Genomic DNA, 24,880 nt, shown 5'->3' on the forward strand with positions numbered 1-24,880 from the left:
GGTCGCTTCCTCCGCGGCGGCATAACCGGAGAGACCAAAGATCATGGCCGTTGATTTCAGCATGCGTCAGCTTCTCGAGGCCGGCGCCCACTTCGGGCACCAGGCCCACCGCTGGAACCCGAAGATGCAGTCCTACATCTTCGGGACGCGCAACAACATCCACATCATCGACCTGGCCCAGACCGTGCCGGCCCTCCACCAGGCCCTGCAGGCCGTGAGCGACACCGTCGCCAAGGGTGGCCGCGTGCTGTTCGTCGGCACCAAGCGCCAGGCCGCCGACACCATCGCCGAAGCCGCCAAGCGTTCGGCCCAGTACTACGTCAACTCCCGCTGGCTCGGCGGCATGCTGACCAACTGGAAGACCATCTCGGGCTCGATCTCGCGCCTGCGCAAGGTCGACGAGATCCTCGATGGCGGGGCCCAGGGCCTCACCAAGAAGGAGCGTCTCATGCTAGCCCGCGAGAAGGACAAGCTCGAGAAGGCCCTCGGCGGCATCAAGGACATGGGCGGCGTGCCCGATCTGCTGTTCGTGATCGACACCAACAAGGAGCAGCTCGCGATCAAGGAGGCCCAGCGCCTCGGGATCCCGGTGGCCGCCATCGTTGACACCAACTGCAACCCGGACGGCATCACCTACGTGGTTCCGGCCAACGATGACGCCGGCCGCGCCATCGCTCTGTACTGCGACCTCATCGCCCGCGCTGCCATCGATGGCATCTCGCGCGGTCAGGGCTCGAGCGGCATCGATCTCGGTGCCTCCGAGGAGCCGACCGCCGAGGAGCTGCCCGCCAACGACGAGGGCGCGGCTTCCATCGAGTCCGGCTCGGTCACCCAGGCCGATGTGGCCGCCCTCGTGGAGTCCACCGAGCACTTCGAACTGCTCTCGGCCCCGCGCGGCGCCCCCGACGACCTGTCGAAGCTCCACGGTGCCGGTCCCCAGATCGTTCAGAAGCTCAACGAAGCCGGCGTCTACCATTATTGGCAGATCGCCGCGATGAGCGAAGCGGACGTCGCCAAGGTCGATGCCGATCTCAAGCTCAATGGCCGCATCGGCCGTGACGGCTGGGTCGAGCAGGCCCGTGGCTTCGCCGAGGCCGCCGCCGCCGCCTGAGACCGCCACGGCGGCCTCGAGCCAGGGCCGCCACCGACGGATCGACACCATCATCCTGAAGCCCGGTGCTTTTTCCAGAGCGCCGGGCTCCTTCACTTCAAGAATCCCCCACTTCAAGAGTCCCGGAAAGGACAGGCCATGGCCAACATCACCGCCGCACTGGTGAAAGAGCTCCGCGAAAAGACCGGCGCGGGCATGATGGACTGCAAGGGCGCACTGAACGAGACGGACGGCGACATCGAAGCCGCCGTCGACTGGCTGCGCAAGAAGGGCCTCGCCAAGGCCGCCAAGAAGGCCGGCCGCGTCGCCGCCGAGGGCCTCGTCGCCGTCGAGTCCGCCGGGCACCACGCCGCCCTCGTCGAGGTGAACTCCGAGACGGACTTCGTCGCCCGCAACGACAGCTTCCAGGGCTTTGCCCGCGAGGCCGCCAAGCTCGCCCTGGATACCGACGGCACCCTCGAAGGCCTCGAGTCCGCCAAGTTCCCCGGCGCCGAGACCACCGTCAAGGAGAGCCTCGCGAACCTCATCGCCACCATCGGCGAGAACATGACCCTGCGCCGCGTCGCCAAGCTCGACGTGACCAAGGGCGTCATCGCCTCCTACGTCCACGGCCAGGTGGTCGACGGCCTCGGCAAGATCGGCGTCCTCGTCGCCCTCGAGTCCGAGGGTGACGTCGAGGTCCTCTCCACCCTCGGTCGCCAGATCGCCATGCACGTCGCCGCCACCAACCCGGTGGCCCTCGATGCCGCCGGCGTCGACCAGCCGACCCTCGACCGCGAGATCAACATCCTGCGCGAGAAGAACGCCGGAAAGCCCGAAAATGTGCTCGCCAAGATCGTCGAGAGCGGCCTGAAGAGCTACTACAAGGAGGTCACCCTCCTCGAGCAGCCCTTCGTGCACGACGGCTCGAAGACCATCACGCAGGTCCTCAAGGAAGCCGAGGGCAAGGCCGGCGCACCGGTCAAGCTCACCGCCTTCGTTCGCTACGCCCTCGGTGAGGGCATCGAGAAGGAAGAGGCTCCGGATTTCGCCGCCGAGGTCGCGGCCGCCGCTCGCGGCTGATCACGGACCGACGGTCTGACGAAAATGTGAGGGGGGCGGTGGCAGCGATGCCGCCGCCCCTCGACGTTTCGGTCCCGCCTGCGCTAGACACCCCTCCGCTTCCGATTGGCTCGCCGCCCCGATTTCGGGACGGCTTTGAGGGGACTGGCTCGATGCCGGAGACCACACCGTTTCGCCGCGTCCTCGTGAAGCTGTCCGGGGAGGCGCTCGCTGCGCCGGACGGTTACTGGCTGCACCCCCCGACGCTCGCCGGAATCGCCGACGACATCGCCCGTACGCGGGAAGCTGGAATCCAACTCGCCCTGGTGGTCGGCGGCGGCAACATGATCCGCGGTGCGCGCATCTCGGCCGCGGGCTGGATCGACCGGGCCACCGGCGATTCGCTCGGCATGATGGCGACGGTGATGAACTCGCTGGCCCTCGAGACCGCCCTGAACGCCGCCGGCGTACCCGCCCGCACCATGTCGGCCGTGTCGATGCCGACGATCTGCGAGACCTTCGCGCGGCAGCCCGCCCTGCACCACCTCGACAAGGGGCAGGTCATCGTGCTCGCGGGCGGCACCGGCAACCCGTTCTTCACCACCGACACGGCCGCCGTTCTGCGCGCGGCCGAGCTGCGTTGCGATGCCGTGCTCAAGGCGACGCAGGTGGACGGGGTCTACTCTGCCGATCCGAAGATCGACCCGTCCGCCACCCGCTACGATCGCCTCACCCACGACGAGGCCATCGGCCGCGACCTCAAGGTGATGGACACCGCCGCTTTCGCCCTCGCCCGCGAGAGCCGTCTCTCCATCGTGGTCGGGTCCGTCCATGCGCCGAGCTCGATCCGGGCCATCCTCACGGGGGAGGCACCGGCCACCCACGTGGTTCCTTGATCCACGCTCCCGCGATCCTCGGATGCGAAACGCCGAAGGGCCGCGAACACATTTGCGGGCCACAGGGTTTTGGTTCATTGAAGCCGCAGAACGGGCCCCGGCGGCCCGGCTTCCCTCCCTCTCTGTTCGCGTCGGGACACTGAACGCATGGCTGCTATCCCCGAATTCGATCTGAACGACATCAAGCGCCGCATGCAGGGGGCCGTCACCTCCCTCAAGGGCGACCTTGGTTCCCTGCGAACGGGCCGCGCGACCCCGAGCATCCTCGATCCGATCCAGGTCGATGCCTACGGGGCGATGATGCCAATGGCGCAGGTCGCCACCGTGAGCGTGCCGGAGCCCCGCCTGCTGAGCATTTCGGTCTGGGACCGGGGCATGGTCAGCGCCGTCGAGAAAGCGATCCGCGAATCCGACCTCGGCATGAACCCCCAGACGGAAGGCCAGACCATCCGCCTGCGCGTGCCGGAGATGAACGAGCAGCGCCGCAAGGAAATGGTCAAGGTCGCACACAAGTATACGGAAGAGGCTCGTGTCGCCGTCCGCCACGTGCGTCGCGACGGGCTCGACCATCTGAAGAAGCTGGAGAAGGACGGCGCCATCAGCGAAGACGACGAGAAGCGTCAGGCCGGTGAAGTCCAGAAGGTCACCGATCAGCACATCGCCGAGATCGACGGCGTGCTGGCGTCCAAGGAAAAGGAAATCATGCAGGTCTAGCGCATCTGCCCGAGAGGTGGACACCGGCTTTCGCAACAGCCGATGCGTGACCGAGGATCGGGAGCATCGTCTTGGAGCGGGTATCCGAGACGATGCTCCCCTGCGCTCTGCGACGACTTTGATGTTGAGTTCGTCGTAAGGACGCAGGACGAGGGAAGGTTCTGGGACCGCGGTTCGATTTGATCGATCACGGTTCCGGCGTTCGGCGGATTGCCGTCCGAACGGGACGAAGCACGGGGGAGGGGCGCGTTGGGTCGAACTGAGGGCGCGCGTCACATCGAAGCCGGGATGGTGGGAGGGCAGGGCGCGTCGGCGTTCGAAGTCCGCTCGCCGGCCGTGTCCGGTGCGGCGCCGGTGCTGCCCGCCGGCCTCGCGCTGCCAGCGCCCGCGCACGTCGCCATCATCATGGACGGCAACGGACGCTGGGCGGCACGGCGGGGTTTGCCCCGCGTCGAGGGCCATCGCCGCGGCGTCGAGGCCGTGCGTCGGGCCGTGCGGTCCTCCATCGACCTCGGCGTGCGCTACCTGACCATCTACACGTTCTCGTCCGAGAACTGGCGCCGTCCGCCGGCGGAGGTCGCCGACCTCATGGGCTTGCTCAAGTTGTTCGTGCGCCGCGATCTGGCCGAGCTTCATCGCAACGGCGTGCGCGTGCGGATCATCGGCGACCGCGAGGGCCTGAGCGCCGATATCGTCGCCCTTCTGGACGAGGCCGAGGCGATGACCCGGGCCAATCCCGGCCTGACCCTGGTGGTCGCGTTCAACTACGGTGGTCGCCAGGAGATCGTCCGCGCCGTGCGCACCCTCGCCCGGGCCTGCGCCGAGGGCCGTACGAGCCCCGACGACATCGACATCGACAGCATCACGGCGGCCCTCGACACCACCGGCATTCCCGATCCCGATCTGGTGATCCGCACCTCGGGCGAACTGCGTCTGTCGAACTTCCTCACGTGGCAGACGGCCTACGCCGAGTACGTGACCACGCCCGCCCTCTGGCCGGACTTCGACCACGACGCCTTCGTGGCGGCCATCGGCGAGTACCATCGCCGCGACCGGCGCTTCGGCGGTCTCAGCGACAAGACCGGCTGATGGGAAGCCCGAGCGAGGCGGCCCCGGGTGTGCGGCGCAATCCCCTGAGTGGGCGCGAGTTCCAGCTTCGCCTCGTGTCTGGGGTCGTGCTGGCGATCCTCGTGGTCTCGGCCCTGATCCTCGGCGGCGGACCGTTCGCCTTCATCTGGCTGGCCGCCGCCCTCGTCGGCGCCGCGGAGTGGATCGGCATGAGCCGCACCGGCCCGCGCCGGCTGCTCCTGACGATCATCGGCGTGACCCTCGCTGGCCTCTCCCTGTGCCTCCGGGAGGGAGCCACCCCCCTCGTATTCCTCGCCGTCGCCGCGACGGGGACCCTCGGTCTGCTCGTCCTGGCCCAGGACGGTCCGGCGCGGGGCCGCGCGGTGGCGGGCCTTGCCGGCGGCGCCGTGGTCGCCCTCGTTCCGCCGGGTCTGCGCGACGATCCCGGCATCGGCATCCTCGGGCCCGCCTGGATGTTCGCGGTGGTGTGGTCCACCGATGTCGTCGCCTACATCACAGGCCGCACGTTCGGCGGCCCGAAGCTGATGCCGAGTGTCAGCCCGAAGAAGACGTGGTCGGGCGCGCTCGGTGGTCTCGCCGCCGGGACCGCCGCGGGCATCGGCCTCGTCGCCCTGGCGCGGGGCTACGGCTGGAGCCCGCTCGCGGCGACCTCACTTGCCATCGTGGGCGCTGTCAGCGCCGCCGCCTCGATCTTCAGTCAGGCCGGCGATCTGGCCGAATCCGCCCTGAAGCGGCACTGGGGCGTCAAGGATTCCGGCCGCTCCATCCCCGGCCACGGCGGGGTCATGGACCGTCTCGACGGTTTCGCCGCCGTGGCCTTGCTGGCCGGATTGTATCTCCTCGCGCATCGCATGGGCGCGGTCTGAAGGATTGTCTCCGTTGAGTCTCACCGTTTCCATCCTGGGTGCCACCGGTTCCATCGGCCGCTCCACCACGGACCTTCTCGGCCAGCATCCCGAGCGCTTCCGCGTCGGCGCCCTGGTGGGCGGCCGTGACGCCGTCGCGATCGCGAAGCTCGCGCGCGAAATCGGTGCCGACTTCGTGGCGCTGGCCGACGAATCACAGGGGGCGGCCCTGCGCGATCTCCTCTCCGGCACCGGTATCCCCAACGGCGCCGGCGAAGGCGCGGTGCTGGAGGCCGTGGCACGCGATGCCGACATCGTCGTGGCCGCCGTGAGCGGAGCCGCCGGTCTTCGCCCGACCCACGCCGCGCTCCGCCTGGGTCGCACGGTGGCGCTCGCCAACAAGGAGAGCCTCGTCTGCGCCGGCGACGCCTTCATGCGGGACGCTGTTCGCTACGGAGCCACCCTCCTGCCGGTGGATTCCGAGCACAACGCCCTCGCCCAGGCGCTCGGTGACGGCAAGGTTGCGGATATCGCCACCATGACCATCACGGCCTCCGGCGGGCCGTTCCGCACCTGGACCGCCGAACGCATCGCCGCCGCCTCGCCCGCGGAGGCCGCCGCCCATCCGACCTGGTCCATGGGGATGAAGATCAACATCGATTCGGCGTCCCTGATGAACAAGGGCCTCGAACTCATCGAGGCGCATCACCTCTTCGCCATCGAGGCGGCGCGCCTCGACGTGATCGTCCACCCACAATCCATCGTCCATGGCCTCATCACCTGGCGCGACGGCGCCGTCACGGCGGGGCTCGCCATGCCCGACATGCGGGTGCCCATCGCCCATTGCCTGGGGCTCGGCGAGCGACTGACCATCGCGCGGGGCCGTTCCCTCGACCTCGCGGCGGTGGGGAGTCTCACCTTCGAGGCCGCCGACGAGACACGGTTCCCGTGCCTTCGGATCGCCAGGGCCGCCCTGCGCGACGGCGGTGCGGCCCCGACGGTGATGAACGCCGCCAATGAGATCGCGGTGGCGGCCTTCATCAGTGGCGCCATCGGTTTCTACGGGATCGCCGATCTGGTCGAGCGCGCTTGTACCCATTTCGCAGGGCTCTACCGGCAGGCACCGTCGGATGTCGACGAAGCCCTGGCCATCGACGCCGAGGTGCGGGCCTGGAGCAGCGAAGCCCTGGCGGCTTGATCCCGCCCGGAGCGCGTCGCGGCGAGCTTCGGGTCAAGCCCTCCCTCTTTACCCAAATCGCAGGAAAACCGGCTTTCCGGCTGGTCTTTGCCCCAGTGCGACGCCAGAACCACGCTGGCGCATTTGCGTTCGCCGGCCCCGGCCCCGATCTGCTACAGGCGGATTGGCTTGCCGGCAGGACGCTTCGAGGATCGACGATGGACTTTCTGAACGCGATGGGCGGGACAGCCGCCGGATTCTTCGGCAACGTGATCCCGTTCCTGATCGTGCTCAGCGTCGTCGTGTTCGTTCACGAGATGGGGCACTTCCTCGTCGGACGCTGGTGCGGCGTCGGCGTCCACGCCTTTTCCCTCGGGTTCGGCCCCGAACTCTTCGGCTTCAACGACCGTCACGGCACACGCTGGAAGCTTTCGGCCGTGCCGCTCGGGGGCTACGTCAAGTTCCACGGCGACGCGAACGGTGCCAGCGTGCCGGACCCCGATGCGGTGGCGCGGATGAGCCCCCAGGAGCGCGCCACCAGCTTTCCGACGCAGCCCCTGGCCAAGCGCGCCGCCATCGTCGCCGCCGGTCCCATCGCCAACTTCCTCCTCGCCATCGTGCTGTTCTCCGGAGCGATCTACTTCGGCGGACGCTACGAGACACCGGCCCGCGTCGAGGCGGTGATGGCAGGGAGCGCGGCCGAGCGCGCCGGCTTCCAGCCCGGCGACATCATCCGGGCCATCGGCGGCACCACCGTCAATAGCTTTACCGACATGCAGCGTTCGGTCACCACCAGCGCCGGTTCCAGCCTCGCCATCACCGTCGAGCGCAACGGCGAGCGGCAGGTGCTCACCGCCGTGCCGGACGGCGTCGAGGAACGTACCCCGTTCGGGCGGCACCGTTTCGGTCGCCTCGGCATCCAGGGTCCGAAGGGCAGCGAGGCCAAGCTCGTCCATTACGGCCCGCTCCAGTCCGTGGGTCAGGGCGTCTACGAGACCTACTTCGTGGTCGACCGGACCATCGATTACATCGGCAAGCTCGTGACCGGGCGTGAATCGGCCGATCAGCTCTCCGGGCCCATCGGCATCGCCCGGGTCTCGGGCGAGGTCGCCAAGGTCAGCGGTGCGGGCGGACTCGTCGGCCTCATCGCCCTTCTGTCGGTGTCCATCGGCCTTCTCAACCTGTTTCCGGTGCCCCTACTCGATGGCGGACACCTTCTGTTTTACGCCTTCGAGGCCGTGCGCGGGCGGCCACTGAGCGAGCGTACGCAGGAAATCGGCTTCCGGATCGGTTTGGCCCTGGTGCTGTTCCTGATGCTGTTCGCCGCCTGGAACGACGTCCTCAATCTCGGTGCCTCCTGGGGGTCGCGCGGCACCTGATCGACGTTCCCAGGCAATCCTCAGACTCGATCAAATCACTGGCCGCGCTGGCGCATCCGCCGCGCGGCCAAGTCGCGTTGTGGCTTCGTTCACCATGTTCGGCGATGGCGTTTCGGCGTTAAGTGACCGGAAGGCCACGTGTCCCCAAAATCCCCTGTGAGCGGGTGACCCCAACGTTTGCTTCGACCGGGAAACCCGCTAGAAGCTGAGCTTGGGACCAGACGACGGGACGACCGGGCAAACCGGCGCCTGTCCGCGGGTGCGAACCCGTACTGATAATAAAAGAGACGGGCGATTACATGATGTCGATGACGGGAAAGCGCCGACGTAAGTCGGCGGAGCGGACCATCGTCCTAGTCGCCACCACGGCCGCAGGGCTGGTTCTCGGCGGCGTGGCGCAGGCCGAGCAGATCGTCGTCCAGGGTAACAAGCGCGTCGATTCCGACACGATCCGGTCCTACGTGACCGGCACCGCCTCCGGTTCGCCCGAGGAAGCCCGCCGCAACCTCCTGGCGAGCGGCATGTTCTCCGACGTTAAGGTGTCGCGCAGCGGCGGCAGCACCGTGGTGAGCGTGCGCGAGAACAACATCATCAACCGGGTGGTGTTCGAGGGAAACAAGAAGGTCGAGAAGGCCACCCTCGAGGGTGAGATCGAAGCCAAGGCGCGTGGTCCCTACAATCAGGGCATCGTCACCGCCGACATGCAGCGCATCCGCGAGATCTACCGTCGCTCGGGCCGCGGCAGCGCCAAGGTCAGCTTCCGCACCGTCGATCTGCCCAACGGCCGCCTGGACGTGATCTATGTCATCGAGGAAGGCGACAAGACCGGCATCAAGGCGATCAACATATCGGGCAACAAGGAATACTCCGAGTCGAAGATCAAGGAGCTGATGTCCTCCTCGGAGATGAACTTCCTGTCGTTCATCAAGACCTCCGATGTCTATGATCCCGACCGGATCACCAACGATCTCGACCTCGTGCGGCGCTTCTACCTCAAGAACGGCTACGCCGATTTCCGCGTCGTCAAGGCCGATGCCCGCTACGTCGAGGCCGAGACCGATGCCGGTTGGGTGATCGACGTGGTGGTCGAGGAAGGCCAGCAGTACAAGGTCGGTGCCGTCGCCATCGATTCGCGCCTTCCCGGCCTCGACACGCAGGGTCTGGATGGCGAAGTTCGCGCCCAGGTCGGCGATGTCTACAACGCCGAGGATGTCGAGCGCACCCTTAGTGGCGTGACGAACCAGGTTGCCCGCCAGGGCTTCCCCTTCGCCCAGGTGCGTCCCACCGGGCAGCGCGATCCGGCCACCGGTACCGTGGCCCTCGGCTTCGTTGTCGAGGACGGTCCGCGCGTCTACGTCGAGCGCATCAACATCCGCGGCAACACCCGCACCCGCGACTACGTCATCCGTCGCGAGCTCGATATCACCGAGGGTGATGCCTACAACCGCGTCCTCACGGACCGGGCGGAGCGTCGCCTGAACGGTCTCGGCTTCTTCAAGAAGGTCCGTTTCTCGAACGAGCCGGGGTCCGCCGCCGATCGCGTGGTCATCAACATCGACGTCGAGGATCAGCCCACGGGTTCGTTCTCGGTCGCCGGTGGCTACTCGACCCAGGACGGCATCATCGGTGAAGTCTCGGTCTCCGAGTCGAACTTCCTCGGCCGCGGCCAGTATGTCCGCGTCGCCGGCACCGCCGGCCAGTACGCCCGCGGCGTCGACTTCTCGTTCACCGAGCCGTACTTCCTCGGCTACCGCCTCGCCGCCGGCTTCGACGCGTTCTACAAGTACAGCGACCAGACCCGCTACTCGCGCTACGAGACCACCGTGTACGGTGGCCAGCTCCGCGTCGGCCTGCCGATCACCGAAGAGTTCGGTATCACCCTGCGTTACTCGCTCTACAACACCGAGCTGCGCGTCCCGAACACCATCCGCCGGCCGTACAACGACTGCTCGAACCCGATCCCGGGCTACACGGCGGTCTATCCGAACAACACGTTCACGGCCAATGGCCAGAACGTGTCGGGCCTCGCGGCCTACCCGAACTGCGCCTTCGACGGTGAAGCCTCCATCGCCCTCAAGGGCTCGCAGGGCAACACTCTCACGTCGCTGGCCGGCCTCACGCTGGCCTACTCGACCCTCGACAACATCGGCCTGCCGCGCAACGGCCTCTACGCCGAACTCAAGCCTGACCTCGCGGGCCTCGGTGGTGACTCGAAGTTCTTCCGCGTGACCGGCGACGCCCGGTACTACAAGGAGTTCTACGAGGACGTGGTCGGCTTCGTCCGGCTTCAGGGCGGTCACATCTCGGCGCTCAACGACGAGCCCCTGCGCATCACGGACCAATTCTTCCTCGGCCCGTCGCTGGTTCGTGGTTTCGCGCCCAACGGCATCGGTCCGCGCGACGTCGGCATAGCCGACAGCCGGTCCAACGCCATCGGCGGCAGCACCTATGTGGGCGGCACCGTCGAGGTCCAGTTCCCGATCTGGGGTATTCCCAAGGATCTTGGCCTGAAGGGCGCAGTCTTCGCCGATGCCGGTACCCTGTTCGGCTACAACGGCCGCACGCAGTTCAACGTCAATGGCGACGCCTTCATCAACGGCATCGCACCCGGCGGCGTCTGTAACTTCAACTCGGCCACCATCGGTGTCGAACCGGAGTGCGTGAACGTTCACGACAAGGCGGTCATCCGGTCTTCCATCGGTGCCTCGATCCTGTGGAACTCCCCGCTCGGACCGATCCGCTTCGATTATGCCTACGCCCTCACCAAGGACGAAGGTGTGAAGGTCCCGGGCACCAACTTCCGCATCGGCAAGGATCAGCTTCAGGCGTTCCGGTTCTCCGGCGGCTCGCGCTTCTAACGACAAAGGCGTCGCCCTTTTCCAAGGGCGGCGCGTTTCCGGTCATGGCAGATCCGATCTTCATCACGCCCGACACCGCCCTCAGCCTCGGCGCCATCGCCGAGGCTGCCGGCGTTTCGCTCCCCCCCGCGGCGGACGCGCAGGCAATCTTCAACGGTGCCGCGCCCCTTGAGAGCGCCGGCCCGAGCGATATCGCCTACATGGACAATGCCCGCTACGGTGACGCCCTGGCTCAGACGCGGGCCGGAGTGTGCCTCGTCTCGCCGCGTTTCGCCGCCCGTGTGCCGACCGGCACCATTGCACTGATCACCCGTGATCCTTACCGCTCCTATGCGGGCCTCCTGGCCCGGCTCTACCCGGAGGCGATGCGTCCAGCCTCCGTCTTCGGTTCAAAAGGGGTCGCACCCGGTGCCCATGTCCACCCGGAGGCCCGCCTCGAAACGGGTGTCCGTATCGATCCCGGTGCAGTGATCGGTCCGGGCGCCGAGGTCGGCTCAGGAACGGTGATCGGTCCGTGCGCGGTGATCGGCCCGAACGTCCGGGTCGGGCGGGATTGCGCCATCGGCGCGGGTTCGACGCTCACCCATGCCCTGCTCGGCAATCGCGTCATCGTCCACCCCGGCGCCCGCATCGGCCAGGACGGGTTCGGCTTCGCCATGGGGCCGGGCGGCCACCTCAAGGTGCCCCAGATCGGTCGGGTCATCGTTCAGGACGATGTCGAGATCGGTGCCAACACCACCATCGACCGGGGTGCCAGCCGCGATACGGTGATCGGGGAGGGGACCAAGATCGACAACCTCGTCCAGATCGCCCACAACGTCGTAATCGGACGACATTGCGTCATCGTTTCGGGCGTCGGCATCTCCGGTTCGACCACCCTGGAGGATTACGTGGTCCTCGGCGGGCAGGTCGGCGTCGTCGGCCACCTGCGCATCGGCATGGGTGCACAGATCGCCGGGTCGTCCAACGTCAACCGCGACGTACCGCCCGGCTCTCGCTGGGGCGGCACGCCGGCCAAGCCGGTTCGCGCGTGGTTCCGCGAACTCACCACCCTCGCACGACTCGCGGAACGCTCCGGCGGCGACGAGCCGAAGGAGCCGAAGGCCTGACGCTCATGCCATTTCCCGCAGGCGGAGATAGCCGGCCTCAAAGCCCGCCAACGCTCGGAGCGAAGGCCGGTCGTGGATCGTCAAAGCGCGCCCCGTCAGGGTGATTAGGCCCTGACGGCGCAATTCCTGCAGGGTCCGGTTGACGTGGACGCTCGACAGGCCGGCGGTATCGGCGAGATCGTATTGCGTGATCGGCATGTCGCACCGATCGTTCTCCACCAATCCCACGGCCCGAAGGCGAAGCTCGAGTTCGCAGAACAGGTGCGCGATCCGCTCGAGAGCCGGGCGGGCTCCGATGTTGACAAGCCACTCGCGCAGGGTCGCCTCCTCCACCTTCTCGGCAGCGCGCAAGGCCCCTGCGATGCTTGGGTGATCCTGCACCACCGCCTCAATCGTCGACGACTCGGCGCGCACGATGCGAGCCGAGGTCAACGTCGTCACGCCGTGGTCCATCCGGTTCGACGCTGCCGCATCGAGATCGTAGCTGTCCCCGGGGACGAGGTAGGCCGTGATCTGGCGGCGCCCCCCCGTCAGCAGACTGTAGCGGCAGGCGAACCCTTCCATCAGGATCAGGCGTCCGCCCTTCGTTTCGTGCCGGGCGGTCAGGTCGGACCGTGCGGAGAAAGTTTCCGACGAAGCGGTCAGCCGCTCGACGGCATCCCCATCCTGGCTCCCGAGTGCGACGTGACTCTCGAGTTTGCGCCTGAAACGGTTCACGCCTTGGCGGGTGCCGACGCGAAGCGATCCGCCGTTCTCACCGGTTTGGGCTGTCGAGAAGCCGGTCGCCTGCAGTGCCGAGCCGAAACTCACGTCGGTCGTTTGATGACCCCAGGTGGCTTCCGGCTGTTGCGAAGCGACGGGGCGGCCGGTGCGATCACGTGAACGCCGAACCGGAACAGCGGACGGGTGGTTGACGGACATGAGACCCATATCTTGATGGCGCACGATCCAGAGATGCCTTCCGCCATCCTATGGTACGATTTCGCACTGAAGCTTTGGCTGGTCAACGTGCGTGAGCTGGGTTCACGGCAGAACACGCGCGACCGGTTGTCCGACAGTGACGCGTGACTTCCCCCGCCCGGGGGTTGCATCCGGCGAAGTTTCTGCCGAAAGACTTCACCTCAACCACAAAGACTTCGCCTTTTTTCGAATGGCGGATACGAGAACGAGCGGGGCGAAGCGCCGGAAGCGCCGCCGCGTGTCAGGGAGATGATCCGATCGATGAACGAGATGCCGCGCGAGCTCGGCTCGGCCGATATCCAGAAGGTTCTGGAACTCCTGCCGCACCGCTATCCCTTCCTCATGATCGACCGGATCGTCGAGATCGACGGTGACCGCTCCTGTGTCGGCATCAAGAACGTCACGATCAACGAGCCGCAATTCACCGGGCACTTCCCCGGTCTGCCGGTATTCCCCGGCGTGCTCCTCATCGAGGGAATGGCTCAGACCGCCGGCGCCATCTGCTGCCAGCACATCATGACCGACGATCTGCGCGCCAAGCAGGTGTTCTTCATGACCATCGACAAGTGCAAGTTCCGCAAGCCCGTCGTGCCCGGAGACACCGTGCGCTACCACATGACCAAGCTGAATCAGCGCCGCACCATGTGGTGGTTCCGGGGTGAAGCCCGTGTCGGTGACACCCTGGTGGCGCAGGCCGAGATCGGCGCCATGCTGGTGACGGAATGACCGCTGTGGTGGGCATCCACCCGAGTGCCGTGATCGAGGACGGCGCGATCCTCGGGGCCGATGTCCGCATCGGACCGTTCTGCCATGTCGGCCCGGAGGTCAGGCTCGGCGATGGCTGCGAGCTCGTCAGCCACGTGGTCGTGGCCGGCTCCACCACCATCGGATCGCGCACCCGCCTCTATCCCTTCGCCTCCATCGGCCATCCACCACAGGACCTGAAATTCCGCGGGGAGGCGTCGACGCTCACCATCGGCGCCGATTGCCTTATCCGCGAAGGCGTCACCATGAACCCCGGCACCGCCGGCGGCGGCCTGGAAACCACGGTCGGTGACACCTGTACCTTCCTGGCCAACTCCCATGTCGGGCACGATTGCCGGGTCGGCAACGGGGTCGTGTTCTCCAACAACGTCATGCTCGCCGGCCATTGCACGGTGGGCGATTTCGCCATCCTTGGCGGCGGCGCGGCGGTGATCCAGTTCGCCCGCGTCGGGGCGCACGCCTTCGTCGGCGGTATGTCGGCCCTCGAGAACGACTGCATTCCCTTCGGCATGGCACTGGGCAACCGAGCCTATCTGTCGGGTCTCAACATCATCGGGCTGCAGCGCCGGGGCTTCGCCCGCGAGGATATCCATGCGTTGCGCCGCGCCTATCGCCTCTTGTTCGCCCCCGAGGGAACGCTGATGGAGCGAGTGGAGGACGTGGCGGCGGAGTTCGATACCCATCGGGGCGTCGCCGAGATCGTCGCGTTCATCCGAGCCGGCGGCAAGCGTTCGATCTGCACCCCGCGCGAGACGCCGGGCGCGCCTTGAGAGCCCTGCCGGCTCCCCTCGTCCTTGTCGCCGGAGCAGGACGTCTGCCCGAGCTCGTGGCCGAATCCCTCGACCGGGCCGGGCGTCCGTTCCGCATCCTCGCGATCCGGGGCTTCGCAGAGCGTGGCATGCGGGCTCGGGCGGAGGCCACCGTCGATCTCCTCGACATCGCCGGGGTGCTGGCCATCCTCAAGGCCTGGGGGCCGGTGAGCGTGGTGCCGGCCGGCGGCGTCTCGCGGCCGAACCCGGCCGCCATCCTCAACGCCGCCGCGGCCTTGCGCAATCGGGACGCCCTCAAGGCCATCGCCGGCGGCGGCGACGACCGGCTCTTGCGCGGGGCCCTGGCGCTGCTCGAAGAGAACGGCCACGGCGTCGTCGGCGTCCATGAGGTGGCCCCCGATCTCCTGAGCCCCGAGGGCGTCATGGGACGGCACGTGCCCGATGCCGCCTCCCGTGAATCCATCGACACGGGGCGCGCCCTCCTGGGCGCCTTGGCGCCCTACGACGTCGGGCAGGCCGCCGTGGTGGTGGCCCAGCGCGCGGTCGCCGTCGAGGGTCCCGAGGGCACCGACCGGATGCTCGCCCGCGCCCGAGCGCTTGGCCGCAAGCCGTTCGGTCTGGGAGCGAGCCAGCCCGGCACCGTTCTCGTCAAGGTGGCAAAGGTCGGGCAGGACCTGCGCGTCGATCTACCGGCCATCGGCCCGCGTACCATCGCGGCGGCGGCGGCGGCGGGCTGCGCCGGCCTCGCGATCCAGGCCGGGTTCACCCTCATCATCGACCGGCCCGCGACCATCGCAGCCGCCGATCGTGCAGGCCTGTTCCTCGTCGGTCTGGGGATCGACGCATGAGCGACAAGACCGCGCCAAGGAAGATTTGGCTCGTCGCGGGCGAGGATTCGGGCGACCAGCTCGGCGCCAAGCTCATGCGCGGCTTGCGCGACCTGTCGGACCGACCGATCCGGTTCGGCGGCGTCGGCGGCGAGGCGATGACGGAGCAAGGCTTCACTTCGCTGTTTCCCATCGATGACGTGGCGGTGATGGGCTACCTGCCCGTGGCCGCACGGCTGCGAACCCTGCTGCGCCGCATCCGCCAGACCGTACGCGACGTAATGGACGCCCGCCCCGATATCCTCGTCATCATCGACAGTCCGGGCTTCACCCATGCGGTCGCGTCACGCGTGCGCAAGCGGATGCCGGACCTGCCCATCGTCGATTACGTGTCGCCCAGCGTATGGGCGTGGCGGCCCTGGCGCGCGGCGAAGATGCGGCCGTTCATCGATCATGTCCTCGCCCTGCTGCCATTCGAGCCGGAAGCCCATCGCCGCCTCGGCGGTCCGGCCTGCACCTATGTCGGTCACCCCCTGATCGAGCGTCTGGAGGAGCTACGGCCCGACGCCCGGGAGGCGCAGGCGCGCGCGGCGACGCCGCCGACCCTGGTGATCCTGCCGGGGTCACGCCGCTCGGAGATCGAGCGGCTGATGCCTGTGTTCGGCGCGACCCTGGGGCAGCTCAGGAAGCGCTTCGGTGAGATCGAGGCGGTGCTGCCTGCCGTGACCCGCCACCGCGCCCTCATCGAACGCCTGGCGCGAGCGTGGGACGCCCCGGTGCGCCTCGTGCACGGCGAGGCCGCCAAGCATGAGGCCTTCAGGCGTGCCCGCGTGGCGCTCGCGGCCTCCGGCACCGTGACCCTCGAACTTGCCTTGGCCGGCGTGCCGATGGTGGTCGCCTACAAGGTCTCGCGTATCGAGGAGGCCGTGGCCCGGCGCCTGATCCAGGTGCCCACCATCGTGCTGCCGAACCTGATTCTGGCGCAGAACGCCATGCCGGAGTTCATCCAGGCCGATTGCACGGCTCAGCGCCTCGTCGAGGCCTTGGCGCCTCTTCTGGCCGGCGGGCCGGCACGCGACGCGCAGATCGAGGCCCTGTCGCGGATCGACGGCCTGATGCGGCTGCCCGGTGGCGAGGAACCGAGCCGGCGTGCGGCCCGAATCGTGCTGGGCGCGACGCGGGTGACCTGATCGACGGGGTGTACGGCGTACGATAGGTTTGCACGGACCCAATCGTACGGCGGGCTCGGTACGGTGCGACGCACGCTCAAATTCCTCCACACCATGGGGGCCATCGGCGTCATGGGGGCGATGGCCTGCCTCGTCGTGATGCTGAGCTTCACGCCCCCGTCCTCGTCCCTCGCCGGCTATGCGCTGATGCGCGGAGCCATGGGCGCGGTGGCGTCCTGGATCTTCCTCCCTTCTCTCGCTCTGACGCTGCTGGCCGGCCTGCTCGCCCTCGCACAACGCGCTTTCCACAATGCGGGTTGGGCCTGGGTGAAGTTCGCCACCGGCGTGCTGATGTTCGAAGGTGGCCTCGTCTACGTTCAGGGACCGATGCAGCAGGAGGCGGACCTCAGCGCTGGCGCCCTGATCGGCAAGGTCGATCTCGCCATGCTGGGCCAATCCCTCGCCGCCGAGGCGAACACCCTCTGGGTTCTCCTCGCGGTCGCGACGGCCAACGTGGTTCTTGGTATCTGGCGCCCGCGTCTCATCCGCTTGTCGGCGCGATCGGATCTGGGGCGAGGACCTTAGCGAAGATCCAAACCACGTAAGGTCTGCACGACGCGGTCCCGTACGCGATCCGGAAGGGGTAGGATCGGGCGTGGCGGGTCGGTGTGGCAGACCCCGAGGGCATCGGCATAGGCATAGATCACGCGCAGGCTCGAGAACTCCTTGAACAGGCTCCAGAGCGGCTGCAATCGTACGTCCAAATCCCGCGCCGCTGTATGGTCTCCCGTCCGGATGGCCCTCACGATCGCCATGGCGGTCTGCGGAAACAATCCGCCCATGACGCTGTACCAGGTGTCGGCCCCAGCCAGCAGAGCCTCGACGGTGTTCCAGTCGCCGCTGTAGCCGAGGGAGAAACCGGCCGGGACGGCCTCGCGCAAGCCTTGCAGATGTGCGGCGATCTCTGGCGGTGCGCAGGCCGGACTTTTGACGGCGATCACGCCGGGTTCACGGCTCAGGCGTCCGACGAGCGCGGCCGTGAAGGCGAAATGGGTGGTGCCGGGATTGTCGTAGATGCAGAGCGGCAGGCCGCTCTCTCGGGCGACGGTCACGAAATGCGCGAACACCTCGTCTTCGGTCAGGGGCGTATAGGAAATGGCGGCCAGCAGCCCGGCCGCGGCCCCCATGGCTCTGGCATCCTGGGCCAGCGCCACGGCCTCGTCCGTCCGCAGGGCGCCGACGCCGACGAGGATCGGAACATCGGTGCCGACTGCATCCAGGGTCGCTTCAACGGCGCGACGCCGCTCCTGCCGGCTAAGATACGGGTACGAGCCGGTGCTGCCGAGAAGGCCGATGGAATCGACCCCGGCATCGCGCAAGGGCGTAACCAGCCGACGCAACGCCCCGACATCGACACATCCGCTCGGATCCGCCGGTGTGATCGGAAAGGCCGACAGCCCATTTGGAAGGATCATGGGTGCCTCCGGGCGGCGAAGGCCGCATGCCTCCGCCCACGTAGCGGGTACGGCCGGGCGGGATAAACCCTACCCGGCTGCACTGTCCCTGGCTCGCCCTCTACCGGATGAGCCGCCCCGCCTTCAGGCGCGCTGATCGATGGGCACGTATTCGCGCTTGTCCGGGCCGATATAGAGCTGACGCGGCCGGCCGATCTTCTGAGACGGGTCCTCGATCATCTCGGCCCACTGGGCGATCCAGCCCGTGGTGCGGGCGAGCGCAAACAGCACGGTGAACATCGAAGTCGGGAAGCCCATCGCCTTGAGGGTGATGCCCGAGTAGAAATCGATGTTCGGGTAGAGCTTCTTCTCGATGAAGTAGTCGTCTTCGAGGGCGATCTTCTCGAGCTGGACGGCGACCTCCAGCAGCGGATCGTCCTTGATCCCGAGTTGGCCGAGCACCTCGTGGGTGGTCTTCTGCATGATTCGCGCACGCGGATCGTAGTTCTTGTACACCCGGTGCCCGAAGCCCATGAGCCGGAACGGGTCGTTCTTGTCCTTGGCCTTGGCGACGTACTTGGCCACGTTCTCAGGGTGCCCGATCTCCTCGAGCATCTTCAGGGCCGCCTCGTTGGCGCCGCCATGGGCCGGTCCCCACAGGCAGGCGATGCCGGCGGCGACGCAGGCGAACGGGTTGGCCCCCGACGAGCCGGCGAGACGCACGGTGGAGGTCGAAGCGTTCTGCTCGTGATCGGCGTGGAGGATGAAGATCCGGTCGAGAGCCCGGGCGAAGATCGGATTGACCTTGAATTCCTCGCACGGCACCGCGAAACACATCCGCAGGAAGTTCGACGTATAGTCGAGGTCGTTCTTAGGATAGACGAACGGCTGACCGATGGAATACTTGTAGGCCATCGCAGCGAGTGTCGGCATCTTGGCGATCATGCGCAAGCTCGCGATCATGCGCTGCTTGTCGTCCGAGATGTCCGTCGAGTCGTGATAGAACGCCGACAGGGCGCCGACGCAGGCGACCATGATCGCCATCGGGTGCGCGTCGCGGCGGAACCCCTGGAAAAATCGGTTCATCTGGTCATGCACCATGGTGTGGCGCGTGACCCGGTAATCGAAGTCGGCCTTCTGGGCCGGCGTCGGCAACTCGCCGAACAGCATGAGATAGCAGGTCTCGAGGAAATCGCCGTTCTCGGCGATCTGGTCGATGGGGTAGCCGCGATAGAGCAGCACGCCGGCATCGCCGTCGATGTAGGTGATCTTGGATTCACACGACGCGGTCGAGGTGAAACCCGGGTCGAACGTGAATTTGCCGGTCTTGGCGTAGAGCTGGCCGATATCGATGACGTCGGGGCCGATGGTACCGGTCTTGATCGGCAACTCGACCTGCGCGTCGCCCACGGTGATGGTGCTGGTGGCGCTCATGGAGACGTGGACCCTTTCGTGGCAGCGGGGCGGCGCCGGCCCGTGTGGCGATGGTTCACCAACCCGGTTCCGGGGCGCAAGGGCAACGCATGCTGCACTTGCTCACACGAGCATCGGGTTAGCGGATCGGTCGACCGCCTTCAACCGAGCGTCCGCGTCACGAACGCCACGAAGCGAAATCCAGGCCGGTTTGTCATTCGGCCCGGGCGTTCCGCGTCGACGCCAGCGAAACCCGCCGCGTCAGGCGGTGGCCTGATCACGCAAGCGACTGAGGCACTCTTCGCGCCCGAGCACGGCCATGACGTCGAAGACCGGCGGCGAGGTCGCCCGCCCGGTCAGCGCCGCCCGCAGGGGCTGCGCGATCTGCCCGAGCTTCACGGCCGCCGATTCGGCGAAAGCGCGCACGGTGCCTTCCGTTGCGGCAGCGCTCCATTCCGGAAGCGCTTCCAGGGCGGGCAGGATCGCGGAGAGGCGGGTCCGCGCCTCCAGGCCGAGGAGGGAAGCGGCCTTGTCGTCGAGGGCCAGGGGCCGGGCCGCCGTGAGGTAGTAGGCGCTGTCGAGGAGGTCGACGAGGGTCTTCGCCCGCTCCTTCAGGCCGGGCATCGCCGCAATCAGCTTCTCGCGGAGTTCGGGTGCCATGGGCGAGGCGATGCCGCGCGACGGGCCCAGGGCCGGCAGCACGCCGTCGAGGGCTGCGACGAGATCCGCGTCGTCGGCGCCTCGGATGTAGAGCCCGTTGAGATTCTCCAGCTTGGCGAAATCGAAACGCGCGGGCGAGCGCCCGATGGACTTGAGATCGAAGGCCGCGATCATCTCGTCGGTGGAGAACACTTCCTGGTCGCCGTGGCTCCAGCCGAGGCGCACGAGGTAGTTGCGCAAAGCCGCCGGCAGGTAGCCGAGATCGCGATAGGCGTCGACGCCCAGCGCCCCGTGGCGCTTCGACAGCTTGGCCCCGTCGGCCCCATGGATGAGCGGGATGTGCGCCATGGCCGGTGCGTCCCAGCCGAGGGCATCCGAAATTTGGCGCTGGCGCGCCGCATTGGTGAGATGGTCGTCGCCGCGGATGACCTGGGTGACGCCCATGTCGTGGTCGTCCACCACCACGGCGAGCATGTAGGTCGGGTTGCCGTCGGAGCGCAGGAGCACGAGGTCGTCGAGGTCTCGGTTCTGCCAGACGACGCGTCCCTGCACGCCGTCCTCGACCACGGTCTCGCCTTCGAGCGGCGCGCGCAGGCGGATCACCGGCTTCGCCCCGGCGGGCGCCTCGGACGGGTCGCGGTCGCGCCAGCGGCCATCGTAGCGAAGGGGCCGGCCCTCGGCCCGCGCCGCCTCGCGCATGGCCGTGAGTTCGTCCGGCGTCGCGTAGCAGCGATAGGCGTGCCCCGACGCGAGCAAAGTCTCCGCCGCCTCCCGGTGCCGGTCGGCCCGGGCGTACTGGTAGATGACATCGCCGTCCCAATCGAGGCCGAGCCAGCGCATCCCGTCGAGGATCGCGTCGATCGCCCCCTGGGTCGAGCGTTCGCGATCCGTATCCTCGATGCGCAGCAGCATCCGGCCGCCGAAGCGACGGGCATAGAGCCAGTTGAACAGGGCGGTGCGCGCGCCGCCGATGTGAAGATAGCCCGTTGGGGAGGGCGCGAAGCGCGTGACGACGGTGGACGACATCGATCTTGGCTTAGACTCTGTAGGGGAGCAGGCGGACGGCGGATCGACCGGCCCGGGGATGGGCATGTAGCATGCGCGAAGGCAGGCGTTAAGAAATCGTCACCCCCACCCCTCGGAATGGTGAAGGGTCGCACGCGGGTCACGCCCGGAGGTGTCGTGGGATGGGGCAGGGGGGCGCATGGACCGCCGGACGGATGTGGGTGCGCGCTGCCGCCCGCGTTCCCGCGCCGTCCCTGTGGCTCGGCACGCTTCAGGAGGGTGTCGCCGCTGGATTCTCCCGGGAGGTCGAACAGCGCCGACTCTTTCCCTGGCTCGCGGTGGCGTTCGGCCTCGGGGTGCTGCTTTGCTTCACTGCGACCTCCGGGCCGTCATCCCTGGGGGCACCGCTCGCCGTTGCGGCGATCCTCATCGCTCTGACACCCGTCTTCGCGGCCAGACCCGTGGTCCTGGCCGTTCTCGTCGGGCTCGTCGCCGCATTCCTTGGTTTTACGGCCGCCACGTTCCGCCTCGCGCAGGTGGCGAGCCCGGTGCTGGCCAGAACCACCATCGCGCCCCTCGTCGGGCTCATCGAAGCCCTCGACGAGCGAGAGGAGGGCGCACGACTCATCGTTCGGGTCGAGAGCTTCGGCACCCTCGCGGCAGAGCAGCGGCCCCGTCGGGTGCGGGTGTCGTTCAAGAAGGCACCGCCGCTGAAACCCGGTGATCGCATCGCCGCGACGGCGCGCCTGCTTCCGCCTCCCGAAGCGGCGCGGCCGGGCGGCTACGATTTTGCCCGCGATGCCTATTTTCGCGGGATCGGGGCGGTGGGCTCCCTCGTCGGCACGATCCAAGTGCGGCCGCCCCCGGAGGATTTGCCACGGTCCTTGCAGCTCGCCGCTGCGGTCGACGACGCCCGCAACGCCCTGACGCGCCGCATCACCGACGCCAATGGCGGGCAGGCCGGCGCCGTCGCGGCCGCCCTGGTGACGGGCAAACGCGGCCTCATCAACGCGGAGACCAATGATGTCCTGCGCGCGGCGGGAATTTATCACGTCGTGTCCATCTCAGGCCTTCACATGGTGCTGGCGGCCGGGGTGGTGTTTTGGCTCGTGCGCGCACTTCTCGCGCTGCCGCCGGCGCTGGCCCTGCGCTGGCCGATCAAGAAGATCGCCGCCGCCTGCGCCATGGCGGGTGTGACGGCCTATTGCGTGTTCTCCGGCTGGGATATCGCCGCCGAACGGGCGCTGATCATGACCCTGGTGATGCTCGGTGCAATCCTGGTGGACCGACCGGCCCTGAGCATGCGCAATCTGGCGCTGGCGGCCCTTATCGCCCTGGCGCGTGAGCCGGACGGGCTCCTCGGCCCGAGTTTTCAAATGTCTTTCGGGGCGGTGGCGGGCCTCATCGCCTGCGCTCCGCTCATCGGCGCTGTGAGCTTGCGCGGGCAAAGCGCCGGTCCCCTCGGACGCGTTGCAATCTGGATCGCCACCGCGATCATCGGCACACTTGCGACGACCCTGGTCGCACAGTTCGCGACGGCACCGTTCGCGACCTACCACTTCCAGACGGTCCAGCCCTTCGGACTCGTCGGAAATGCCTTGACCCTCCCCCTGGTCTCGCTCGCCGTGATGCCGGCGGCGGTCCTCGGCATCCTGGCCTACCCCTTCGCCCTCGATCAGCCGGTCTGGTGGCTCATGGGTCTCGCCGTGCGGGGGATGCTGACGATCTCCACCTGGATCGCCGGGTTCGATCGCGCCACCTACGTGATCCCAGCCTTCGGACCCGGCGCCCTCGCGGCGATGGCCCTTGGCCTCGTCACGCTCACCCTACCGGTGTCGCGGCTGCGCTGGCTCGGCCTCCTACCGATGGCCGTCGGCGTCGCCCTGGCCGCGAGCGCGACGCGGCCGGATCTCTATATCGACCGCGAGGGAGCTGGAATCGCCATTCGCGCCCAGGACGGACGCCTCGCAACCCTGGGGAAACCGCCAGCCTTCGTCTTGGAGCAATGGCTGAAGGCCGATGGCGATGGACGCCGGGCCGGCACCGTCACCGCCCTCTCGACCGCTCGGTGCGATCGGCTCGGCTGCACGGCGCATTTGCCGGACGGAAGAGTGCTTGCACTCGTCACCGACAAACGCGCTCTCCACGAGGATTGCATCCGTGCCGACGTTCTGATCACCCGTCGCGATGCACCGCCGGCCTGCGCCGCCAAACTCGTGCTCGACCGTCCATTCCTGGCTGCCCACGGTGCCGCGACGATCCGCTTCCCGCCAAAGGCCGATCCGATCATCACCACGGCACGACGCGCCGGCGAGAGTGTACCCTGGCGCCCGGTGCGGGAAACGGTACCGACGCGGACCCCGACGCCGGCTGTCCCGACCGCGCCGACAGCGCCAGATACAGACGAACCCGAACCTCCCTCCGAAGGCTCGGGCGAGACTCTTCAGTAGCGACGGACCAGACTGACGAGGCGTCCCTGGATCTGAACCCGATCGGGCCCGAGCACCCGTGTCTCGTAGGCGGGGTTCGCCGCTTCTAGAGCGATGGACGATCCACGCCGGCGCAGGCGCTTGAGGGTCGCTTCCTCGTCGTCGATGAGAGCGACGATGATGTCGCCGGTGTTGGCGGTGTCCTGCTTGCGGATCACCACCAGATCACCGTCGAGGATCCCCGCATCGACCATGGAATCGCCGCGCACCTCCAGGGCGTAATGCTCGCCACCCGAGAGAAAGTCCGGGGACAGGGTGACCGAGTGGCTCTGCTCCTGGATCGCCGAGATCGGCGTACCGGCCGCGATCCGGCCCATGACCGGAATGGTGATGGCACGACCGTCGCCATCCGTCGCTCGCGTCGTCGGCAGGCGTGCAACCGGCATGCGCTCGACGGTGCCCTTGCCCTTGCCCCCCTCGACGACGCTCGGTGTGAAACGACGCGACTCCGTCGGTGCCGCAGCGCCCGCGCCCGACTGCCCGCCGAGACTCTCGGGCATCCTGATCACTTCGATGGCGCGGGCGCGATTGGGGAGGCGCCTGAGGAAACCACGCTCTTCCAGCGCCGTGATCAGCCGATGGATGCCCGACTTCGACTTCAGGTCGAGGGCATCCTTCATCTCATCGAACGACGGCGGTACGCCCCCCTCATTCATCTTCTGTTGAATGAACTGGAGCAGATCCAGCTGCTTACGAGTCAACATGAACGGCACCCGTCCTCGAACAGTACAAAGCGGCACTAAGCCACAGAAACAAATCGCGAACAGGTTATGCGTTCCGGAAGTGTTCTGCAAGGGTTCTGAGGAAAGATACATGATGGAGAGGCCGGGCGAAATTGGCGATGAGCCTGTCATCGCCAATTGGCGGCGAACCGATAATATTGTTTATCATCAATGATTTAATAGGGTTTTGGTACCCCCGCTGGTCCCTGCTTTGGCCTGCCCCCGTGCGGTGGCCCAGGTTCGAAGTTAGTGCATCGTCGGTCTGGAATTGACCCCTGACCCTGACCCAGCAAACTGGCTCTTCGCCAAGTTTGGTGGATTGGGTTGGTGGGGGGGGATGCCGGAAGGTAGCTGCTGGCTGAACCGGGCGGGGATTCTCAGATCAGGGCATGACCCTTCTCTGTCACATCCCCGGTTGTCGTCTTCT

At 67.5% G+C, this 24,880-nt stretch carries 21 protein-coding genes; 16 read left to right on the plus strand and 5 right to left on the minus strand.

What is annotated here, in order from left to right; genetic code table 11:
• The first annotated feature begins 43 nt into the window (after positions 1 to 43).
• The 10 genes from ASF27_RS07835 (at position 44) to lpxD (ending at position 12,219) form a co-directional block, all read left to right on the plus strand.
• Positions 44 to 1,111: a 30S ribosomal protein S2 gene (locus ASF27_RS07835; RefSeq protein ID WP_056173123.1), complete on the plus strand. Its 1,068-nt coding sequence runs from the start codon at positions 44 to 46 to the stop codon at positions 1,109 to 1,111.
• Between the two features lie 138 nt (positions 1,112 to 1,249).
• Positions 1,250 to 2,173 (plus strand): translation elongation factor Ts, encoded by a 924-nt coding sequence (gene tsf / locus ASF27_RS07840; protein WP_056173126.1) that lies wholly within the window; start codon positions 1,250 to 1,252, stop codon positions 2,171 to 2,173.
• Positions 2,174 to 2,325: 152 nt separating this feature from the next.
• Entirely contained in the window at positions 2,326 to 3,048 is a 723-nt protein-coding gene (gene pyrH, locus ASF27_RS07845) for a UMP kinase (RefSeq protein WP_056173129.1), read from the plus strand.
• A 147-nt stretch (positions 3,049 to 3,195) separates the two neighbouring features.
• Entirely contained in the window at positions 3,196 to 3,762 is a 567-nt protein-coding gene (gene frr / locus ASF27_RS07850; protein ID WP_056173131.1) for a ribosome recycling factor, read from the plus strand.
• A gap of 249 nt (positions 3,763 to 4,011) precedes the next feature.
• A complete protein-coding gene (locus tag ASF27_RS07855) occupies positions 4,012 to 4,851 on the plus strand; it encodes an isoprenyl transferase (RefSeq protein ID WP_244480949.1) in 840 nt (279 codons plus the stop codon).
• The gene (locus ASF27_RS07860; protein ID WP_056173134.1) at positions 4,851 to 5,717 is read left to right on the plus strand and encodes a phosphatidate cytidylyltransferase; all 867 of its coding nucleotides are present in this window, start codon (positions 4,851 to 4,853) and stop codon (positions 5,715 to 5,717) included. The genes ASF27_RS07855 and ASF27_RS07860 overlap by 1 nt, the downstream gene beginning before the upstream one ends.
• A 13-nt stretch (positions 5,718 to 5,730) precedes the next feature.
• Entirely contained in the window at positions 5,731 to 6,894 is a 1,164-nt protein-coding gene (gene dxr, locus ASF27_RS07865; RefSeq protein ID WP_056173137.1) for a 1-deoxy-D-xylulose-5-phosphate reductoisomerase, read from the plus strand.
• A 197-nt stretch (positions 6,895 to 7,091) separates the two neighbouring features.
• Positions 7,092 to 8,252, plus strand: a complete 1,161-nt coding sequence (gene rseP / locus ASF27_RS07870) for an RIP metalloprotease RseP (RefSeq protein WP_056359100.1) — start codon at positions 7,092 to 7,094, stop codon at positions 8,250 to 8,252.
• Between the two features lie 299 nt (positions 8,253 to 8,551).
• Positions 8,552 to 11,110 (plus strand): outer membrane protein assembly factor BamA, encoded by a 2,559-nt coding sequence (gene bamA, locus ASF27_RS07875; protein WP_056173144.1) that lies wholly within the window; start codon positions 8,552 to 8,554, stop codon positions 11,108 to 11,110.
• 44 nt (positions 11,111 to 11,154) lie between these two features.
• Positions 11,155 to 12,219: a UDP-3-O-(3-hydroxymyristoyl)glucosamine N-acyltransferase gene (gene lpxD, locus ASF27_RS07880; RefSeq protein WP_056359102.1), complete on the plus strand. Its 1,065-nt coding sequence runs from the start codon at positions 11,155 to 11,157 to the stop codon at positions 12,217 to 12,219.
• Positions 12,220 to 12,222: 3 nt separating this feature from the next.
• Here the strand turns inward: lpxD and ASF27_RS07885 are convergent, their stop codons facing one another.
• A complete protein-coding gene (locus tag ASF27_RS07885; protein ID WP_082478880.1) occupies positions 12,223 to 13,140 on the minus strand; it encodes a Crp/Fnr family transcriptional regulator in 918 nt (305 codons plus the stop codon).
• Positions 13,141 to 13,440: 300 nt separating this feature from the next.
• On the opposite strand from ASF27_RS07885, the gene fabZ reads away from it, so the two are divergent.
• The 5 genes from fabZ (at position 13,441) to ASF27_RS07910 (ending at position 17,295) form a co-directional block, all read left to right on the plus strand.
• Positions 13,441 to 13,905, plus strand: coding sequence for a 3-hydroxyacyl-ACP dehydratase FabZ (fabZ, locus tag ASF27_RS07890; protein ID WP_056174090.1), 465 nt, complete (start codon positions 13,441 to 13,443; stop codon positions 13,903 to 13,905).
• Complete coding sequence (lpxA, locus tag ASF27_RS07895) at positions 13,902 to 14,714, plus strand: acyl-ACP--UDP-N-acetylglucosamine O-acyltransferase (protein ID WP_056173150.1); 813 nt, start codon at positions 13,902 to 13,904, stop codon at positions 14,712 to 14,714. The genes fabZ and lpxA overlap by 4 nt, the downstream gene beginning before the upstream one ends.
• Positions 14,711 to 15,562, plus strand: a complete 852-nt coding sequence (gene lpxI, locus ASF27_RS07900; protein WP_056359105.1) for a UDP-2,3-diacylglucosamine diphosphatase LpxI — start codon at positions 14,711 to 14,713, stop codon at positions 15,560 to 15,562. The genes lpxA and lpxI overlap by 4 nt, the downstream gene beginning before the upstream one ends.
• Entirely contained in the window at positions 15,559 to 16,731 is a 1,173-nt protein-coding gene (gene lpxB, locus ASF27_RS07905; RefSeq protein ID WP_056359108.1) for a lipid-A-disaccharide synthase, read from the plus strand. The genes lpxI and lpxB overlap by 4 nt, the downstream gene beginning before the upstream one ends.
• 63 nt (positions 16,732 to 16,794) lie before the next feature.
• The gene (locus ASF27_RS07910) at positions 16,795 to 17,295 is read left to right on the plus strand and encodes a hypothetical protein (protein WP_056359112.1); all 501 of its coding nucleotides are present in this window, start codon (positions 16,795 to 16,797) and stop codon (positions 17,293 to 17,295) included.
• Here ASF27_RS07910 and ASF27_RS07915 read toward each other — a convergent pair.
• The 3 genes from ASF27_RS07915 to gltX all read right to left on the minus strand — a co-directional run bounded on the left by ASF27_RS07915 (position 17,292) and on the right by gltX (position 21,263).
• The gene (locus ASF27_RS07915) at positions 17,292 to 18,185 is read right to left on the minus strand and encodes a dihydrodipicolinate synthase family protein (RefSeq protein ID WP_056359115.1); all 894 of its coding nucleotides are present in this window, start codon (positions 18,183 to 18,185) and stop codon (positions 17,292 to 17,294) included. The two genes, ASF27_RS07910 and ASF27_RS07915, sit on opposite strands and share 4 nt — an antisense overlap.
• A 123-nt stretch (positions 18,186 to 18,308) precedes the next feature.
• Positions 18,309 to 19,598 (minus strand): citrate synthase, encoded by a 1,290-nt coding sequence (gene gltA / locus ASF27_RS07920; RefSeq protein ID WP_056173165.1) that lies wholly within the window; start codon positions 19,596 to 19,598, stop codon positions 18,309 to 18,311.
• A gap of 240 nt (positions 19,599 to 19,838) precedes the next feature.
• Complete coding sequence (gene gltX, locus ASF27_RS07925; protein ID WP_056359118.1) at positions 19,839 to 21,263, minus strand: glutamate--tRNA ligase; 1,425 nt, start codon at positions 21,261 to 21,263, stop codon at positions 19,839 to 19,841.
• Between the two features lie 194 nt (positions 21,264 to 21,457).
• On the opposite strand from gltX, the gene ASF27_RS07930 reads away from it, so the two are divergent.
• Positions 21,458 to 23,692, plus strand: coding sequence for a ComEC/Rec2 family competence protein (locus tag ASF27_RS07930; protein WP_244480950.1), 2,235 nt, complete (start codon positions 21,458 to 21,460; stop codon positions 23,690 to 23,692).
• On the opposite strand, the gene lexA is transcribed toward ASF27_RS07930, so the two are convergent.
• Entirely contained in the window at positions 23,686 to 24,435 is a 750-nt protein-coding gene (gene lexA, locus ASF27_RS07935; protein ID WP_056174092.1) for a transcriptional repressor LexA, read from the minus strand. The two genes, ASF27_RS07930 and lexA, sit on opposite strands and share 7 nt — an antisense overlap.
• Between the last annotated feature and the right edge of the window lie 445 nt (positions 24,436 to 24,880).

Origin of the sequence: Methylobacterium sp. Leaf102 (assembly GCF_001422425.1) — a bacterium.
Taxonomy (GTDB): Bacteria; Pseudomonadota; Alphaproteobacteria; order Rhizobiales; family Beijerinckiaceae; genus Methylobacterium.

Excerpts from the sequence above, each read along its gene's own strand:
- ASF27_RS07915 (WP_056359115.1), bottom strand. The coding sequence starts at position 18,185 with ATGATCCTTCCAAATGGGCTGTCGGCCTTTCCGATCACACCGGCGGAT.
- lpxD (WP_056359102.1), top strand. The coding sequence starts at position 11,155 with ATGGCAGATCCGATCTTCATCACGCCCGACACCGCCCTCAGCCTCGGC.
- ASF27_RS07885 (WP_082478880.1), bottom strand. The coding sequence starts at position 13,140 with ATGTCCGTCAACCACCCGTCCGCTGTTCCGGTTCGGCGTTCACGTGAT.
- bamA (WP_056173144.1), top strand. The coding sequence starts at position 8,552 with ATGATGTCGATGACGGGAAAGCGCCGACGTAAGTCGGCGGAGCGGACC.
- lexA (WP_056174092.1), bottom strand. The coding sequence starts at position 24,435 with ATGTTGACTCGTAAGCAGCTGGATCTGCTCCAGTTCATTCAACAGAAG.
- ASF27_RS07835 (WP_056173123.1), top strand. The coding sequence starts at position 44 with ATGGCCGTTGATTTCAGCATGCGTCAGCTTCTCGAGGCCGGCGCCCAC.
- gltX (WP_056359118.1), bottom strand. The coding sequence starts at position 21,263 with ATGTCGTCCACCGTCGTCACGCGCTTCGCGCCCTCCCCAACGGGCTAT.
- pyrH (WP_056173129.1), top strand. The coding sequence starts at position 2,326 with ATGCCGGAGACCACACCGTTTCGCCGCGTCCTCGTGAAGCTGTCCGGG.
- ASF27_RS07930 (WP_244480950.1), top strand. The coding sequence starts at position 21,458 with ATGTGGGTGCGCGCTGCCGCCCGCGTTCCCGCGCCGTCCCTGTGGCTC.
- lpxA (WP_056173150.1), top strand. The coding sequence starts at position 13,902 with ATGACCGCTGTGGTGGGCATCCACCCGAGTGCCGTGATCGAGGACGGC.
- rseP (WP_056359100.1), top strand. The coding sequence starts at position 7,092 with ATGGACTTTCTGAACGCGATGGGCGGGACAGCCGCCGGATTCTTCGGC.
- fabZ (WP_056174090.1), top strand. The coding sequence starts at position 13,441 with ATGAACGAGATGCCGCGCGAGCTCGGCTCGGCCGATATCCAGAAGGTT.
- frr (WP_056173131.1), top strand. The coding sequence starts at position 3,196 with ATGGCTGCTATCCCCGAATTCGATCTGAACGACATCAAGCGCCGCATG.
- tsf (WP_056173126.1), top strand. The coding sequence starts at position 1,250 with ATGGCCAACATCACCGCCGCACTGGTGAAAGAGCTCCGCGAAAAGACC.
- ASF27_RS07860 (WP_056173134.1), top strand. The coding sequence starts at position 4,851 with ATGGGAAGCCCGAGCGAGGCGGCCCCGGGTGTGCGGCGCAATCCCCTG.
- gltA (WP_056173165.1), bottom strand. The coding sequence starts at position 19,598 with ATGAGCGCCACCAGCACCATCACCGTGGGCGACGCGCAGGTCGAGTTG.
- lpxB (WP_056359108.1), top strand. The coding sequence starts at position 15,559 with ATGAGCGACAAGACCGCGCCAAGGAAGATTTGGCTCGTCGCGGGCGAG.